General features: G+C 43.5%; 12 protein-coding genes. 2 read left to right on the top strand and 10 right to left on the bottom strand.

All coding sequences use genetic code 11. The features are described from left to right. Positions 1-751: 751 nt before the first annotated feature. The 7 genes from QM738_RS23415 to QM738_RS23445 all read right to left on the bottom strand — a co-directional run bounded on the left by QM738_RS23415 (position 752) and on the right by QM738_RS23445 (position 10,600). A complete protein-coding gene (locus tag QM738_RS23415; RefSeq protein WP_462279193.1) occupies positions 752-1,768 on the bottom strand; it encodes an aldo/keto reductase in 1,017 nt (338 codons plus the stop codon). A 1-nt stretch (position 1,769) separates the two neighbouring features. Beyond that, a complete protein-coding gene (locus QM738_RS23420; RefSeq protein ID WP_462279194.1) occupies positions 1,770-2,762 on the bottom strand; it encodes a family 43 glycosylhydrolase in 993 nt (330 codons plus the stop codon). 29 nt (positions 2,763-2,791) lie between these two features. Further along, positions 2,792-4,732, bottom strand: coding sequence for a glycoside hydrolase family 97 protein (locus QM738_RS23425; protein ID WP_462279195.1), 1,941 nt, complete (start codon positions 4,730-4,732; stop codon positions 2,792-2,794). A gap of 26 nt (positions 4,733-4,758) precedes the next feature. Next, the gene (locus tag QM738_RS23430; protein WP_462279196.1) at positions 4,759-6,225 is read right to left on the bottom strand and encodes a hypothetical protein; all 1,467 of its coding nucleotides are present in this window, start codon (positions 6,223-6,225) and stop codon (positions 4,759-4,761) included. 61 nt (positions 6,226-6,286) lie between these two features. After that, entirely contained in the window at positions 6,287-7,672 is a 1,386-nt protein-coding gene (locus QM738_RS23435; protein ID WP_462279197.1) for a TolB-like translocation protein, read from the bottom strand. A 21-nt stretch (positions 7,673-7,693) separates the two neighbouring features. Beyond that, positions 7,694-9,301: an alpha-L-fucosidase gene (locus QM738_RS23440; RefSeq protein ID WP_462279198.1), complete on the bottom strand. Its 1,608-nt coding sequence runs from the start codon at positions 9,299-9,301 to the stop codon at positions 7,694-7,696. A gap of 120 nt (positions 9,302-9,421) precedes the next feature. Further along, positions 9,422-10,600, bottom strand: coding sequence for a family 43 glycosylhydrolase (locus QM738_RS23445; protein WP_462279199.1), 1,179 nt, complete (start codon positions 10,598-10,600; stop codon positions 9,422-9,424). A 219-nt stretch (positions 10,601-10,819) separates the two neighbouring features. Here QM738_RS23445 and QM738_RS23450 point away from each other — a divergent pair, with 219 nt between their 5' ends. Beyond that, the gene (locus tag QM738_RS23450) at positions 10,820-11,479 is read left to right on the top strand and encodes a cupin domain-containing protein (protein WP_462279200.1); all 660 of its coding nucleotides are present in this window, start codon (positions 10,820-10,822) and stop codon (positions 11,477-11,479) included. Further along, on the top strand, positions 11,448-11,684 hold the full coding sequence (locus QM738_RS23455; RefSeq protein WP_462279201.1) for a helix-turn-helix domain-containing protein: 237 nt from the start codon (positions 11,448-11,450) through the stop codon (positions 11,682-11,684). The genes QM738_RS23450 and QM738_RS23455 overlap by 32 nt, the downstream gene beginning before the upstream one ends. Before the next feature lie 102 nt (positions 11,685-11,786). On the opposite strand, the gene QM738_RS23460 is transcribed toward QM738_RS23455, so the two are convergent. Genes QM738_RS23460 through QM738_RS23470 form a run of 3 tightly spaced genes read right to left on the bottom strand, consistent with a single transcriptional unit; the run spans position 11,787 to position 17,666 of the window. Beyond that, positions 11,787-12,848: a glycoside hydrolase family protein gene (locus QM738_RS23460; RefSeq protein ID WP_462279202.1), complete on the bottom strand. Its 1,062-nt coding sequence runs from the start codon at positions 12,846-12,848 to the stop codon at positions 11,787-11,789. Positions 12,849-12,851: 3 nt separating this feature from the next. Further along, entirely contained in the window at positions 12,852-14,411 is a 1,560-nt protein-coding gene (locus tag QM738_RS23465; RefSeq protein WP_462279203.1) for a RagB/SusD family nutrient uptake outer membrane protein, read from the bottom strand. Positions 14,412-14,429: 18 nt separating this feature from the next. After that, the gene (locus QM738_RS23470; protein ID WP_462279204.1) at positions 14,430-17,666 is read right to left on the bottom strand and encodes a SusC/RagA family TonB-linked outer membrane protein; all 3,237 of its coding nucleotides are present in this window, start codon (positions 17,664-17,666) and stop codon (positions 14,430-14,432) included. Positions 17,667-17,885 lie beyond the last annotated feature (219 nt).

A 17,885-nucleotide genomic window follows, 5' to 3' on the forward strand; every position in this document is an offset into this window, starting at 1 on the left:
GATTATCCTGTGCTGTCGGGAGGGATAGTATGATAGCTGCTACCTTCAGACACGAGCCGTTCCTACGGAACGATAGCATCCGGGTAGTTTTGTGTTACCGATGAAATGTTCCTACGGAACAAAACTAAAGTTAAAGAATTGTCTTGTGCTGTCGGGAGGAATAGTATGATCGGCGCAACCTTCAAGCACGAATCGTTCCTACGGAACGAAGAGAGCGGGCATTATGGTGGTGTTACCCACGAAACGCTCCTACGGAACGAAGTTCAAATAGAGGTGAAAAGTTCAGGAATTGTTCTGGCGATGCTGGGAGCAGACTATATAATAATCGTGGCTTCGAGAGCACCAGCCGTTCCTACGGAACGATAACATCCGGGTAGTTTTTGTGTTACCCATAAAACGTTCCTACGTCATCAGGTCATTCGGGTGAACTGATGATGTTACCTATGAAACGTTTCTACGGAACGAAATACAAATAGAGATAAAATTAAAGAGTTTCTATCTGTAGTAATCAAGGCGATACAATTATGGACCGCTTTAAAACACGATCCGCTTGCCGGGAACCATTACAATGAAATATTCTTACAGAACGAAATTCAAATCACTATCCATCCTGTAAAATACTGCATTTCCTGTCCCGTAGGGACAACTCATCGGTAGCAACAACGCAGTTGTTGCACAGCGTTCCGTAGGAACGCATCGTGTTTAAAAGAGGTGGTGCATGTGAGCCGTTGCGTTACCCTACAACATCACATCATTGCAATATATTTTCAATGGCCTGCAATGTTGCTTCCGAAAAATCAATATTATTAACAGCAGCTATTGAATTCAATAATTGTTGCGAAGAGCTGGCACCCACTAAAACAGAAGTGATCCTTTTATCTTTCAGCAACCAGGCAATGGCCATTTGCGCCATGGTTTGGTCACGCTGCAGTGCGATCTCGTTTAATGCAGCCACCTTTTTCAACACCTCTTCGTTCAAACCATTCTCTGTAAGAGCGCCATTGGGCAATTTGCGGCCCACCCTTGAATCTGAGGGAATGCCTTTCAAATATTTATCGGTCAATAAACCCTGCGCCAATGGAGAGAATGCGATACAGCCCACTCCATTTTCATCCAGTACTTCCAACAGGTTCTTATTTACCGCAGCATGCTTTTTTTCCACCCATCTTTCCAGCATGGAATATTTAGGTTGATGGATCAGGCACGGCGTACCCAGTTCTTTTAAAATTTTAAAAGCAGCCGCTGCCTGGTCTGCAGGATAATTGGATATACCAACATACAATGCTTTACCCTGGCGCACCAACAGGTCCAGTGCCATCATAGATTCTTCCAATGGTGTGTTGGGATCGGGCCGGTGATGATAAAAGATATCTACATAATCCAGCCGCATCCGTTGCAGGCTTTGGTTACAACTGGCCACCAGGCTTTTTTTACTACCCCATTCTCCGTAAGGACCGGGCCACATATAATAACCAGCTTTGGTGCTGATGATCAACTCATCGCGGTAAGCATGAAAATCTTCGTGGAGTATGGTGCCAAAATTACTTTCAGCACTCCCTGCAGGCGGCCCATAATTATTGGCAAGATCGAAATGCGTGATGCCATTATCAAAGGCAGTATGTAGTGTTTTACGGTAATTGGCTTCGTAATCGTTGTTACCAAAATTCTGCCATAGCCCAAGCGAGATAGCGGGTAATTGTACCCCGCTTTTACCACTGCGGCGGTATTGCATTTTCGAATAACGGTCTTCGGCAGCTGTATAAGACATACTATTTTTTTGCCTGCAATTTAATCTTTATTGGTTCATCGCGATCACAAATAATTTCGCCATTCACCCATTTCAATTCTCCCAGTTGTATCACACTGCGTTTTAATTCAAAGGCGTTTTTTGCAAATGTATTACCCTTGAACCTGCCGGGATGTGTAAAGTAAAATACAAAGGCACGGCCATTATTCACCACCACATCGCAATGCCCACCAATAGCTTGGTCATCGGTGCCTTTACCGGGTTGTTCCAGTATCCGGTTGCTTTGTTTTTTCCAGTTCAACAGATCGGTGGATGAAAATATTTCCATGCCCTTCCACGCATCCACGATCATAAAATATTGTTCCTTCCAGTAAAAAACTTTCGGGCCTTCTCCCCTCGTGGCGATCGCTTTGCCTTTATCCTCCCAATGATACAGGTCTTTACTATCCGCATACCAGATAGATTTACCATCCTTTTCATTATTGTACCAGAGACGCCACAAACTATCGTTCACTTTAAATACAGTTGCATCGATCACTTTTTCGTTCACGAGTTTAAGCGTGGATTCATAATTCCAGTTAACAAGGTCTGCACTGGTACAATGAATGATCACTCTCGGATGATTCCAGTCTTTAAATGTACCCGGCACATAAGTAAGGTACATGTGATAAATACCATTGTGTTCGGTTATATCCGGCGCCCAGAAAGTATAGCCGCTGTCGGGCCGGTAATTGATATTGGCCGTATCTACATATTTCCAGTTACGGCCATCCTTGCTTTCGGCAATACCAATGCGGGTGCCGTGTACCCATTGCACAGTAGTATCATTCAATGCAGCACGACGGTTCGTGTACAGCATCCACCATTTCTTTTTTTGTTTGTTATAAATGATCACGGGATCAGCCGCGCCATGATAAACAGGATCATCAAACAAAGGCTTGGGAACAATATGTTTTTGTGCCTGCAACACATGCATACAAGCAAAGCACCACAATACGGCAATTATCTTTTTCATTTATTTTAATATGGATTATACAGCATCGCTTAATCAAATTCCATCACGATACCATCGTTGGGCTTTATCATAAAAACTGTTTGCAGCATACCTGATGCTGTGTAAGCTGCTGTTGATACCTGGCCGTCATCTTTTGTATAGATCATCAGGCCATTTCTTGTTGATGGCAAAAAAGAAAAATTGATAATGAATTGTTTGACCGCAGTATCCGCATTTACAGCAGCTACATACCATTTCCTGCCCGATCTTCTTGCCACGGCATAACTTTTACCGGGATAGCCATCCAGGAAAACAACATCATCCCAATTGGCCGGAACATCCTGCATGAATTTTTTAACCGGCGCCGACATTTGTGCCATGCCTTCGGGACTTTCAGCAAAATGCTGTATGCCGGATAAGAAAATAACCGAAGTGGCCAGTTCAAAAGCGCTGGTTGTTTTGCGGTTGATCCTCGGTATCTTATATAAATTCACCGGTGTAAAATCCATCGGGTCAAAAGCATTGCGTGCAAAAGCGCTCATCACCATGTGTGCCGGCGCTACATCCGCATCTTTTTGATTGAAGGTGATCATCTCGTAACCATACACCGCTTCCGTGGTCATTAAATTGGGATAAGTGCGCTGCCACCCTCTTGGTAAAGTAGCTCCATGAAAATTCACCAGCAAATGATACTGTGCTGCATCTTCCAGTATGTCCTGGTAATAGTTGATCATCGACTGGCCATCACCAGCAAAAAAATCTGTTTTGATCCCTTTTATACCCATCTGCTGCAGCAATGCAAATTCTTTCACCCTGTCTTCGTGTGTAAGCAATTTGCCTTTGGGCGTATACTTCACCGTATTCCAGTCGCCGGCGGAATTGTACCATAATAATAACCCAACATTTTTAGTGGCAGCATAAGCGGCCAGTTCTTTTATTTTATCGTAACCGATCTTGGTGTCCCAATTCACATCTATCAGGCAATATTCCCAGTGCATGTCAGCTGCATAGTCAATATATTTTTTCTGTTCATCATACACAATAAAATTATCCTTGCTGTTGATCCAGCTCCAGGATGCCCTGCCCGGTTTAATAAAACTCATATCCGTTGCTTTTGTGGGAATGGCCATGTCCGTACCCAGCGTGGACTCAGCAATGGTCTTCAGGCTGCCGATGGCAATAATGCGCCAGGGCGTTTGCCAGGGCAAAGTAGATTGGGGAAACAAAATGCCATTGGTATATTTTTCGGGGTCTTCCGGAAAATTTATTTTGTATTCATTACTGTCTGAGAACTGTTGCAAAGAAGTGCCGCAATAAGTTCTACCCAATGCCGCTTCTGTTATCAGCATCCAGGTACTGTCGTAATAAAACATAGCAGGATACACCCAGCCATTTTTTCCCGGTGCCGGTGTACCTGTTTTAATGTCCATCATATAATGCGCTTCGTAAGATGGATTGGTATGTTCCCAGCCGCTCTGCGCTTCTGTTTTAGGCTGCAGCCATGCCCTGGTGCCTTCCACGAAATGAAAAGATGTCTTTTCTTCCATTATTTTTTTTATATCAGCAGAACTCCCCGGGAATTCATAGCGGAAAGCAACACCATCATTCGATACCTGGAATACGATATTCATCTTCTCCCCTTTCGCATTTTGTACCGTGAGTATCCTCCTGCCTGCAGTATAATCCACCTGCGATTTTTTTGCGGTAAGCATATTATAGCGCTCTTTTACTGCTGCCTGGGACGTACTACTCAATAACTTTACTGCGGTATTAAAATCTGCATCTTCCCTTATAATACCCAATGCTGAAGGTTGCAAAACGGTTTTACCGGCATATTTAACACTGTACTGCAATTGCTGTTGGGCATTTACTATAACTGTTACGGATATCCGCTTATCCGGGCTTTCTATCACAATTGGTTGCGCTTTTATTTGCTGCAATGCAACAACTGCACAAACCATCATCACCCAAAATTTCATTCCTTTTATCATTGTTATGTTTTATAAATACAATAGTATCAATTGACGGTCACTTTCACCAGCCCGGCATCCATTTTATACAGGTAAGGTATCAGCAACGCTTTTCCCGGTACCAGCTGTGCTTTTGATAACAAATAATTGTACCTGCTGATAACGGGCAGATGATCGTAACTCAACTGCTGCATTTCGTTAGGGCTTATAAGCAGCAGCCCTTTATTTCTACCGGTAAATTGTTGTGCTATCAGCAAATGATCTTTGCCATTACAATTAAAGCGTGTAAAATCTTCCGGACGCAATGTATAAGAATCTTTATTGTTTTTTATCAAAGTATCACTTGCCAGTTTTAAATTCTTATCCAGCATTGATATGCGCACGCCCCGGCGCTGGTCTTCTGCATAATCAAAATCATTCATAGCATTAAATGATGCCAGCAGCCGGTTATTATCCATCGCATTCTGCTGATCGCAGGGCATGGTAATATCCTGGTACACCCTGATGGTATTATCCATCGCCTGGTTAGGCATCCCCGTCCACACCACCCGCATCCTGTTCCACACCGAGGCGCCATTTACCATTAAAAAATTGGTGCCGGCATTTTTTGCAAACTGCGATTTAAAAATAGTAAAAGGTGTTTGCTCGGCCAGCATATTATTGAGCCTGCTTACAAATATATAATGCCGTGGATTATAATTTTTGGTAGGCTCCGTAAGCAATGCCGAAATGGTAATGGATGAATCAGTGTTGCTCCACGTAAAACCGCATTGACTATAATAATACCCCGAGCTGGTGAATTCGTTACTTACTGCGAGGCCGGTGGCAATATCCACTTTCATTACTTTCAGCATGATGCTGTTCATCTTCTTCAATACCAGCAAATATCTTCCTGAAACGATGGCCTCCTGCTGCAGTTTTTCCTGGTCGGCTTTGAATTCATACATCACTTTGCGTACCGAACTGATGCCCATTACACTATCCGTTTTAATATACGTAAGCACATTTTTTTCAAGCTTGGGGATATAAGTATGGTACAGCAGGCAAAGCCGGTTGTCACTTTCTATCAACTGGAAACCCGATTCCATATTCTGTGCCTGCGACCGCAATAGCTTACGGAAAGCATCGGTGAGTTCCACACTATTTCCATTACTGTCTATCTTCCACAAAAAATAACTGTTGCTGAAGCGGGGACGGATGCAGAGATAATAAAATTTATCGCAGGCTATTATACGCAGCGATGCTTTTTCGGGGAATTTAAAAGCCGTCTTCACCTTTTTTTTAAATTCCAGTGCATCATTATAAATAAATATCTCGGGGCTTTCGTTGTTGTTGAATTTTAACAAATGATGTGTACCTGCTATATCAGCTACCATCTGCAGATCATCGGGATTATCAATAAAAATATTTTGCCGGCTGTACTGCAATGTCTGTGCCGTACCACCGTAACAAACCAGCAGCAATAACGTTAATAAAAAAAAGTAAGTACAAGGTTTATGGCTCCCTGGATACATGATGATCATTTAAACTGCAACTCCGGCAGGGCAAATACAAAAGAAAATTACAACAACTTTCTTAATATTTCCTGTTCAGCCATGCTTCGGGCACCGGAATGATGCAGATATTCATGGATCGGTTATCTTCCGACAGCATAGCCGATTCAATTTCTATTTTTGTACCATCCGGGCTCATTGTGGGATGCGGGTGATCTGCCGCCGTTGTTTTATGCCCTGCAGAAAGCAAGATCATTTCGTTGGTATGCCGGTCGATCAAATAAATATTCCTTGCAAAATCATCTCCCACTGCCCACCTGCCATCCGGCGATCCGCTTACATGCCATAAGCCACTGCCGCTTTTTGTTTGGCCTGCGATCACCATTTCCCTGGTACGCAAATTAACAATGCCTAAGCCGGTTGGTTTTTCCCTGGTACCAGAAGGACCCCATGCAGCTTCCTGGCCGGGATTGGCACCACTTACAGGCGTACCCGCTTCCACCACTTTATCCGTTCCGGGAACTTTACGATGCCCCATGATGGCAATGGCCACTTCGTCTTTGCTGATCACAGCTTCATGCGTTACCCATTCGTATTCACTTTCAGGATACAAGGGCCGCAATCCACTACCGTCACTCATCACCGTCCAAGTACGTTGTGGTGATTTGCCACCGGTCTCCCAGCAAAAAACAATTTCGCCTGGCACCCATGGATTGGTTTGTATATGCCCGATCTGGAAGGGCACACTCACTACATATTTTATTTGTCCTGTGTGAATATTCATACCTGCAATACCAGATGGACCTGCGCCCATATTCCTGGGCCCGAAATTAGGCTCCAGCTTTGTATTGGGTGCTAAATGTTTCGAGGCTTCCTGCAGGCCTACACGAAAATAGGCCCACTCTTCATCGCCATCCAACGCCATGTCGCCACCGGCACCCAGCTCCTTAGGCGTGGTACCGCAAACACGCTGGTAAGCGCTTTCTTTTTTTAAAGTACCGGCCTTGCTGTCTGCAAACAATTTAGCCAGGTCCACTTCTATTATCTGCACCGGTCTTTGTACACGGCGCCTGGCAGTATCGCCGGGAGTTACAGGGATCGTATCTGTTTTTTCATTGCGCATAAAATACAGCTTCATCGATTTGCGGCCCACATTCAGCATACCGGTATAACCGCCTTCCGTTACCTGTACAATATCGCCTGTTTGTTCATTCACGGCCATTGCTTCGCCTTTAACACGGTTGCTGCGAAAGATCAGCCACTGTCCATCTGATGTCCATTGATTATGTGTTTGATAAATTTTGGCATCGCCGTTTTGCGTGCTGGTTAAAAAAGTAAGCATCGTTCCCGTTACAGGATCTTTCACCACTTTTTTCTCCGAAGGAAATCGTTTACCGATCTGCGCATTTAAAGAAAGACACAGCGCCGTTGTCATCAACAGCATACCGGTTTGCAAGCAATTTTTCATTATATCGTTTGTTTTATTTTTCTATACAAGATCATTGCCATTGATCTTTAAAGCAAAAGCATGTTCACAGGGTTTTTGCGCCGGTAAAATAACTTTTAATCCTTCGCTGTCCCTGCTGAAATTCACTTTGCCATAACCCACTAGTTCCACATTTTCAATATTACCAATTTTTTGTTCGCTGGTTGTTGCCAATGGTTTGATCACAGCCTGGTTGCCTTCCGGCCAACCCATAAAAAATGTATAAAGCGTTTTATCTTTTGTTGTAAAACGAACATCTTCTGCACTAAAATCTTTCCTGTTCTTTTCGTTGAACTGCAGGTTATCAAATACAGCGCCCTTATCTCCTTTTGTGATGGCCGATTGCGGACCGGCGCCAAATATTTTCCAGGGCCGGGTGGCATAGATCGCTTCACTGTTCACCGCCATCCATTTAGTGATACCGTCCAGCACATTCAGTTCATCACTGTCCGGCATGCCGCTTGCAGGTAAAGGAATATTCAGCATTAAATTACCATTACGACTTACAATATCTACTAACAGGTCTATTACTGTTTTAGCAGTCTTGTATTTGCCTACCCTGTCTTTATTATAATGCCAGTCACCAATACAAGTATCGGTTTGCCAGGGCCTGGGCCAGATGCCATCCACCACGCCCCGTTCCACATCATATACACACACGCCGGTTTTGTCTTCACAATCTTCCGGCCGCTTACTGTTATAAACCGCTTGCGTTATACCGCCATTCTTTTTAGCATTCTGGTTATATAAATGCGCCAGTAAGGCCAACCCATGTTCCTCAAAAGGCAAATGTCCATCGCAATACAACACATCCGGTTCGTATTTATCCACTAGGTCCTTCATCCGGTCGAACCAATGTTTTTTCCACGCTTCCGGTATCCAGTTCTCATTCCAATCGAGTCGTTTATTGAATACCTCTTCACAGTTGCCATACAGGCTGAAATTCTTAGGGTATGCGCCATCGTAAGGGGCGCCTGCAAAAGGTCCGTCTTTATCGGCGCCTTTACTTGTACTGAACCATTTATAAGCGATCCATAAATGATCGCTGATCCCAAATTTAAGATCATGTTTTCTTGCAGCTTTGGCAAATAACCCCACAATATCTTTTCCAGGCCCCATCTTTACTGCGTTCCAGGGATTATGTTTAGAATCCCACAGGTCAAAATTATCATGGTGTACACCCATGCTCATAAAATATTTTGCTCCTGCCTTTTTATATAGGCCGAGCAAATAATCTGCATCAAACTTTTCTGCCTTCCATGCGGGTATAGTATCCTTATAACCAAATTTGGAAGGATGTCCATATTTTTCAACATGGTATTTGTATTGCCGTTGCCCCTGTATGTACATGTTACGTGCATACCAGTCCCCCGCTTCAATGGCAGATTGTGGCCCCCAGTGCGCCCAGATGCCGAATTTTGCATCGCGGTACCATTGCGGAATTTCGTAAGCTCTTAATGATGCCCTTGTTGCAGCGAAAGGACCATTGGTTATAAAATTATTTTTTTTGAATGCAGCAGTATCATTACCAAAAGCAAGTGTTGGATTCAATTGCAGCGCAGGAATTCCCAACGCAAGACTCTTTAAAATTTTTCTTCTTGAAATTGACATACAGCAGGTTTGATCGTTATAAAATGGTTTGTCTAAAGCTGTACAATTTACAACGGTTTATATTTCATTGCTTCTTTTTAATAAGTATAAAAGCGAAACCGTTTTCGCTTGTATCAATGATCATTTACTTAATCCCGCTACCAGTATTTTTCCATTGTCGTCGAATGTAATCTTTACAATACCCGGCTTCTCCCTCCATGGCGACTGATCATCATTGCCGAAGATGGTTGCCCACCAGTTGCCTTTTTTATCCATGAAAAAATTACCGCCACCGGCGCAGGGCACACTCTCCTGCCGGTTGGTATAAGGTCCGTAAATATTATCCGCTGTTGCCACGCAACTGGAGTAACGGCCTTGATATTCATCCGCTGCACCTAAATAATATTTGCCGTTGTGTTTAAAAAGAATAGCCCCTTCATGGCCGAGATCATTGGAGCCCCGTTTCATACATTTTGCTGAATGATGTGCAGAATCATGATCGGGGTTTTGTAATACGATCGTATGGAACGGCTCTGCAAAATCACTCATATCATCTTTCATTTTTGCGATACGGGTGGCGCCGCTCCAGGTAAAATATACACTGCCATCATCATCCTGGAACAAAGTGGGATCAATACCATTCACAAAAGGTTTATCCGTAACCGTTGTGGCATGCTCATAAGGTCCTTCCGGTTTGCCTGTTGTACTTTTTAAAATGGAGATACCACCCGGCGGCATACTTAAACAGATATAGTAATTGTTTTTTACAAAATGTAATTCAGGCGCCCACAAAGCCCTTGCAGGTTTACCATGCAGGTTCTGCCATTGCTTTTCCCAAGCTCCATCTTTTTCAACACTCCATACCAATCCAAGATAAGACCAGTCCTTAAGATCTTTTGACTTCCATATTTCCACCCCCTCGGCCCAGGCCCATATATTATGACCGGAGGAACCGGTGAGATAATAATTACCATCACCGCCCACACAGATCACTGCATCCCGCAAATGCAATTCCATCAATGGTTTTATGGGTGGCAGTAATTTATTTTTTATTACAGCACCCGATGATTTTTCAGGAGCCATCTTTTTCCAGCCGGGTTGTGGTTCGGGGCCATTGTACAATACGCCATCAGAACCACTTCTCCATCCCCCTCCGCCATCACCTGTTATTGGTTTACCGGCACCGGATAATCCCGATACAGAATGTAACACGCTATCGATCTGTGTTTGCGAAAACTGGTTATTCGTTTGCCGTGCATGCAGACTGCCGTAAGAAAAAAACAATATTCCGGTGAGAATGATTGGTGATAAAAAATTCATTAGCTGCTGTCGTTAAGTAAAGTAGTATCCGGCAAAAAATAAATCTATGTTAGTTTTACCTTAACAGCATCCTGTTGCATCCTGTTATAAATGCAATGCTTCCTTATTGTATTAAAACTGGTATTATTTTAGCATAGTTTTGTATAAATATCACATTTGCTGCAAAGAAAATATTTTTTTCACGAACTTACACTTGTATCATTTTCGATGTTATAAAGCATGAAACCTTCTGCCGCTATTATTGCACCCGAAAGGATCTTTTTTATGAGGGAGATCAACAGCGATTATTTCTCCAGCGAATTTCACTTTCATGAAGAATGCCAGCTGGCCTATATTATCAAAGGCTCAGGAAAAAGAGTGGTGGGCGATGCTGTAGCACATTTTGATGAGGACGAGCTGGTTTTTATTGGCTCTAATGTACCGCATGTATGGTATAATACCAGCAGGAAAAAACCGGTTAAAAAAACGGCTCATTCTGCTTCTCTTTCCTTATTTATTTCACCACAAAAATTCCTCGCCCACTCTGCCGAATTTGGTACCACGCAAAAACTGGAACAGTTATTTAAAAAAACGCAACGGGGTATGTTCATTTATGGAAAAAGCAAGGCCAAACTAACTGCTTTACTGCTGCAGGCGCAACAAGAGACCGGCATAGAACATATCATTAGTTTACTGAAAATAATACAGGTTTTAAGTATTACCAAAGAATATGAATTACTGGCCAGCAGCGATTATACCAATCATATCCAGGACTCGGAGAATGGCAGGATGAATGATGTGTATGGTTTTTTAATGAAGAATTTCACCAGGGAGATTCTCATTGGCAGAAGTTGCACGCATTGCTGCCATGAATCCCAATGCATTCTGCAGGTTTTTTAAATCACGTACCCAAAAATCACTCACGCAATTCATCAACGAGATACGCATTGGCCATGCCTGCAAACTTTTAAATAACCGGGACATCCCTATTACAAAAATTGCTTCCGATTCCGGTTTTAATAATGTATCCAACTTTAACCGCTTCTTTAAACTGGTAAAGAAAACAAGCCCCCGTCAATACCGAAAAGATCTGCAATTAAACTGACCTGCCTTTGTTCATATAACAAAGAAGCCCGTCATAACTGCTGGTATGAACGGGACTTCTTTTTCTCGAACTGCTATCGATGAGAGCGCTTATGGTGGATTTTCAGGTAATCTTGAATATAAAAGAAGAGGAGGTCATATATTTTCCTCCCTGCGATGCAGTAAAAAGATAGGCCGGTTTGCCATTTAGGAATAACAGTTGTGGTCTTTCAAAACGGCCGTATTTTTTAAGATACGATGGTGGCGGTGGTTGCTGAATGTATTTTTCAGCGCCGTAATAAGCGATCTTCGGCAGGTCCCATTTATAACCGTCTTTTGTCTGCATCAATAAACCATCCTCGTGGTTATAAAATCCCATATCCCTTGCGATCATTTTTATTTTTTTCTTTTCCTGCCATACAAAAGCATCTTCAAACTGGCAGTTATTACCCTTGTAAGAAAAATCGATCACGGGATTGCCTTCGTATTTTATATAAGGCCCTTCCAGTTTGTCGGCTATTGCAAGACCGTATTTCCTGTTGCCTTTTACTACGGGATCAGTGGATGTTTCATAATCTTTGGTGTTCCACGATTTATAGTACAGCCAGTATTTACCATTGCGTTTTATAAATGCAGGATTAGTGGTGCAATGATCGTCCCAGGCGCCTTCTGCCCCGGCTTCCAGCAAGGGTTTGTCCGGTCTTGTCCACGGCCCGTTGAGTGAATCGGCAAATGCAAGGCCAATACGTTTGGTATTCGTCTTGCCGTTACTGTTACCCATATAAAAAAGGCAATACTTACCATCCACTTTTGTTATTAAAGGATTGTGACAGGTAGTAGCATCGAAGAAGCCGGCCCTTGGCGCAAAAATGGTTTCCACAAACCTGAAAGGCGATTCGGGCGTATCCGCCACCGCATGCGCTATCTTGCTTCCTTTGATCCATCCGCCCATTCCTTTTTTGGCATCCCACCTGCTGAAGAAAACATGTATCAATCCATCTTCGCCCAGTATCGGGCTGTTGCACCACACATAATAACCTTCCATCTCCAATGCACGGCCTACGGGTTTGATATGTTTTGCAAATTCCGCTTCATCGCCTGCAAAATAAGAGCCTGCCCCGCTTTGGGCAAAGCAGGCTCCTGTAGTAAGTATAGAAAGTTGTGACAGAAATTGCCTTCGCTGCATAGTTTAATAACCGTTGTTCTGTTTATACAATCCGGGGGCAGCATCCATCTGTGTTTGCGGCACAGGATAAATGATATAATCCGGTACCACCTGGTTCATTTTATGCAAGGCGGCATCTTCCACTGTTATCCATGCATTCATGATGGTGATGAGGTTGCCGCTTCGTTGCAGGTCGAACCAACGGGAACCCTCACCCGCAAATTCTCTTCTTCTTTCATCAAACAACTGCGCCAATGTAACATTGGTCATGTTTGCAAGCCCTGCCCTGGTTCTTACCTGGTTCACAATTGCATCCACATCAGCCTGTGTGCCCGGCGCTCCGTGCAAAATACACTCCGCTTTCAGCATCAGTATGTCGGTGTAACGGATGGCGATGAAGTTAATACCCCAGTCGAAACGGCTGGTAGGTATTTTAGTTGTATCCAAATATTTCCTGTAGAAAGCATGAAAATCCGGTGTTCCCAAATTGTTGAATGGAGTGGTGTGGAAAGTAGGTGATTTTCGTGTATCCGTTGCAACGAATTTTGCCAGCAGGTCATTTGAAACAGAAGGCACGCCCAATGCTCCATTCGCCGGCGTATTACCTGCAGGTAATGAATTAAAATAAGCATTCGGCACCAACTGCCAGGGGAATGTAGCGCCGATTATTGTTGATTGACCGGTGAGGTACATTACATCAAATACCGCTTCTTTATTAGTTGCCGGGCTTTGATTACTGTAAGAGAAGATGCCCGCGGCCGGTACAGGGAAAGTATATGCAGCGCTGTTAAAAACAAAGCCGCCATTGGTAATGATATCCTGTAATAAAGGCAGTGCAAGATTCCACTTATTTAATCCAAGGCCTGGCCCTTCAATACCATAAGTAGGACCGGAACGTGTCATATACACCAATGCCAGCAAACCTTCTGCAGCATATTTTGACGCACGCCCAACATCAGTAGCAGCATAAGAAGGAAATGTGCCGCTGAAATTAGCGGGCAGGTTTGTAATTGCGTATTGCAGATCGTTAATGATGAGCGTGTATACATCTGCTACATTGCTCCTGGGTATGGTATTCGCTTCTGTTGATGTTACCGTATGATCTATGACCGGTAATTTGCCGTAATACCTTACCAGGTCGAAATAAAAGAATGCACGCAGGAAACGGGCTTCGGCTGTAAGCCTTGTTGCCAGCGCAGCTGAGCCTACATAACTGGCATTCTTTGTAAGTTGCTCCAATACAGTATTGGCCCTGAATATGCCATTAAAATCAGCGGTCCATCCTTCTTCCACATAAGTATTGGGCGCTATGCCTTTAGAAAAATTATTGACCGGGTCCGGGTCACGTCCCACATCGTTGGTGGGATAAATATTATCCGAACGTACTTCAGAAAGAAACAAGAGCCTGTCGGGATAACCACGCAGGTCGTTGTAAGTGGCATTCACTGCCTGTATAAAATCGCTCGGCTGCTTATAGAATGTTTCAGTAGTAGCTGCGGAAATAGGTACCTGGTTAAGATTTTTCTTACACGATACCGATATTAAGGCAAACCCTGTTAATATAATAAATGATAGCTTTTTCATTGTTTAAAATTTGGCTGATTAAAAAGTAATGTTCAATCCTAAGATCAGTGATTTTGCCAATGGCAATCCACCATAATCTCCTGCTTCAGGATAAGCAGTAGAGTTTGAGCTTATTGCGGTATTGGCTGCTTCTGGATTCAGGCCGTTAACATATTTATCGTGGCCAAAAAAGTTTTCGAGTGTGCAATATATCCTTGCATTCTGTACATAATTCTTTTTAAACAGGTTTTTAAGACTGTAGCCCAGTGTTATATTCCTTACCCTGATATAATCGGAAGAATACAACCAGTCTGTGGCAGATGTAATGGGGTTATTGTAAGTGGAATAAGCTTTACCAAACCTGCCTTCGCCGGTATTGCTTTCAGAATACCACCTGTTTACAAAAGAAGCAGGGTGATTATCTGAGCGGCCCTGGCCAGGTCTTGAAATGGCCCTTCCCAATTGCGAATAGATAGATCCACCCCATTGGCCCTGTACCAGCACATTCAGGTCGAAACCTTTATAATGGAATGTGTTGGTGATGCCATACGTATAATCAGGATTAGGGTGGCCAACGATCTGTTTATCTGCCTCTGTTATCTGACCATCGCCATTGATATCTTCAAATTTAAAATCGCCGGGTTGTTCGGCAGTGGTATAACGGGGAACGTTATCCGAAATATCCTTTGCAGTAAGGAAACCGATCACCTTCAATACATAAATACTGTTCAGTGGCGATCCCACTCTTAATATCTGGTCGGATACAGTAAGACCATTCGGAACGATGATCTGTGTCTGGCCCGGCGCCAACGCCACTATCTTATTGGTATTATGTGTTAAAGTGGCAGAAGTGGTCCATTGAAAATCTTTTTGCACAATGTTGCGGGAAGTCAGTTCCAGTTCCTGTCCCACATTTCTTACAGATCCGATATTGTTCAGGTAGCTGCCAAAACCAGTTACTGCAAGCGTTTGTACATTCAGTAATAATTCATAGTTCAGCTTATTGTAGTAATCGATAGAACCCGTGATGCGGTTATTGAATAAACCGAAGTCGATACCAACATCATAGGTCTTTGATCTTTCCCAATGCAGTTCTGGATTGCCGAGCACATTGGGCGCCTGGCCTATGGCTGCCACAGCAGTTGATCCAAATGGATATCCAAAAGAACCGAGTGTAGCAATAGCTCCGTAATCACCGGAAGGAATATTACCGTTCACGCCATAGGAAAAACGCAGTTTCAGGTCGCTGATGGCACGCACTGACTGCATAAAATCTTCCTGGTTGATCCTCCATGCCAGTGATGCAGCAGGAAAATAAGCAAACTGGTTGTTGACACCCGCTCTTGATGTACCATCGCGGCGGATACTGGCCAGCAGCATGTATTTTTCTTTATAAGAATACTGTAAACGGCTGAAGGATGAGATCAGTACGCTCTGGCTGGAAGTGGTATTACCTGTTACCGCAGCTGCAGCATTTAAAGTTTGTATCACTGCGCTTGTATAACCACCGTTGGAGCTGATAGCTGTCTGGTCCAAACGATCGAAATTATAGGAATAACCTGCCAGTAAATTCAGGCTGCTGTGGTATTTCTCAAAATTCCTGGTATAATTCAATGTATTCTCATTTACAAAAGTCTGCCTTCTATAACTGCGATACGTACCCGAAGTTGCTGCCAGCAGGTTATTGGAGCCGGTAAAAGTACGTGCGGCAAGTGTACCCGCAGTAATGTAAGGCACATAAGTGGATGCATTGTTATCCGTATTATCCAGGTTCACCGAACTTCTGAAAACAAGGCCTTTAATGATCTGCACTTCGCCATAAGCGGTACCGAGTGTACGATAGCGTTTAGTGGTGCCTTTATTGTACATTAATTTTCCTACAGGCGAATTGGTGGTGCTGCTCCAGATATATTGACCATTGGTAGAAGTATTCACCAGCACACCCATCGTATCTTCCTGTACCGGCGCAAGGCTTAGCGCCTGGTGAAATATATTATCCTTTCCGTCGACACCGGGATCCTGTGTTATAGAATAGGTGGGCGCAATATTCACCCCGAATTTCACTCTTTTAGAAAGATTCATTTCTACATTCGCACGAAGCGAATAGGCTTTATACCCCAACCCTATCACAAAGCCATCCTGGTTGGCATAATTACCCGATATAAAATATTTTATTGCATCCGTACCGCCACTGGCCGATACTTCGTAATTCTCCATTTTCCCTTTGCGTTCTATTTCATCCTGCCAGTCTATAAAACGCAGCCCGGGATGTCCGGGCATCGTCCAGCGGGGATCGAGTATATAGTTGGGATCCACTACTCCACCCGGTAAACGTGCCAGCCTTGTAGCCCTGTCATCATTGGCAGTTGCGCCAACCGATCCGTATTTGGCTACATATTGTGCATTGATCACTTCTGTTGCCTGGTCGATCCATTGCTGGCCATTCATCATTTCCAGTTTTTTAGCAGCCTGGTTGTAACCTGCATAGCCATTCACCGATATCCTTGCTTTGCCCGATTGACCACGCTTGGTGGTGATCAGTACTACACCGTTAGAAGCCCTTGATCCATAGATGGCCGCAGCAGCAGCATCTTTCAGCACTTCAATGGATTCAATATCATTTGGGTTGATATTATCTAAAGGATTACCACCCGAGAAACTACCATTGCTGGTATTGGAAGAGTTGGGTGTTAACGGAAAACCATCCAGTACATACAAAGGTTCGTTACCACCGCTGATAGATCCTGAACCACGCACCTGTATACTGAAAGCTTTGCCGGGCACACCTGTATTCTGTTTTACGGTAACACCGGCCAGTTGGCCTACCAATGCCTGGTCCACACGGGTAATGGCCCTTTCATCAAAATTGTCATTTTTTAGTTTACTAACGGCAAAGGACACGTTGCCTTTTTTTTGTGTACCATACCCGATCACCACTACATCATCCAGTATTTTTTGTGATAAGGTAAGTGCGGTATTGACCACCGACCTGTTGAGCACAGGCATTTCAAAAGCCTGGTAACCCACAGAAGTAAATACCAGTACCGCTTTGCCCGAACCTGCATTGATATGGTAACTACCATTTGCATCGGTGACCGTACTGTTAGAAGTTCCTTTAACCGTTACCGTTACTTTGTCCAGTGGCTTACCACTTTCGTCGGTAACTTTTCCATTTACATTAAATGATCCGTTTTGAGCAGTTGAGTAAAAAGAGAAGAACAAGAAGAAGAAAAGTACCAGGACAATACTTTTCTGAAACACTGAGTTTAATTTCATACAGCAATTTTTAGCGTGAGAAAATCGTAAAATCGTATATGAAATTATTGCGATTACTTACCGCAATCATCCTGTTCCATCCTGCAAAGCATTTCTTTGAAACTCTTGCCAGTAAAGGGTTTCAAAGGATTACTATATCAATACTGGATTGATAAAAACCGATACTAAATTAGCATTACTGATGTATACTTCTATGGCAGAACTAATTGAACAGCGTGT

Source organism: Ferruginibacter sp. (assembly GCF_049840995.1).
Classification (GTDB): domain Bacteria; phylum Bacteroidota; class Bacteroidia; order Chitinophagales; family Chitinophagaceae; genus Ferruginibacter.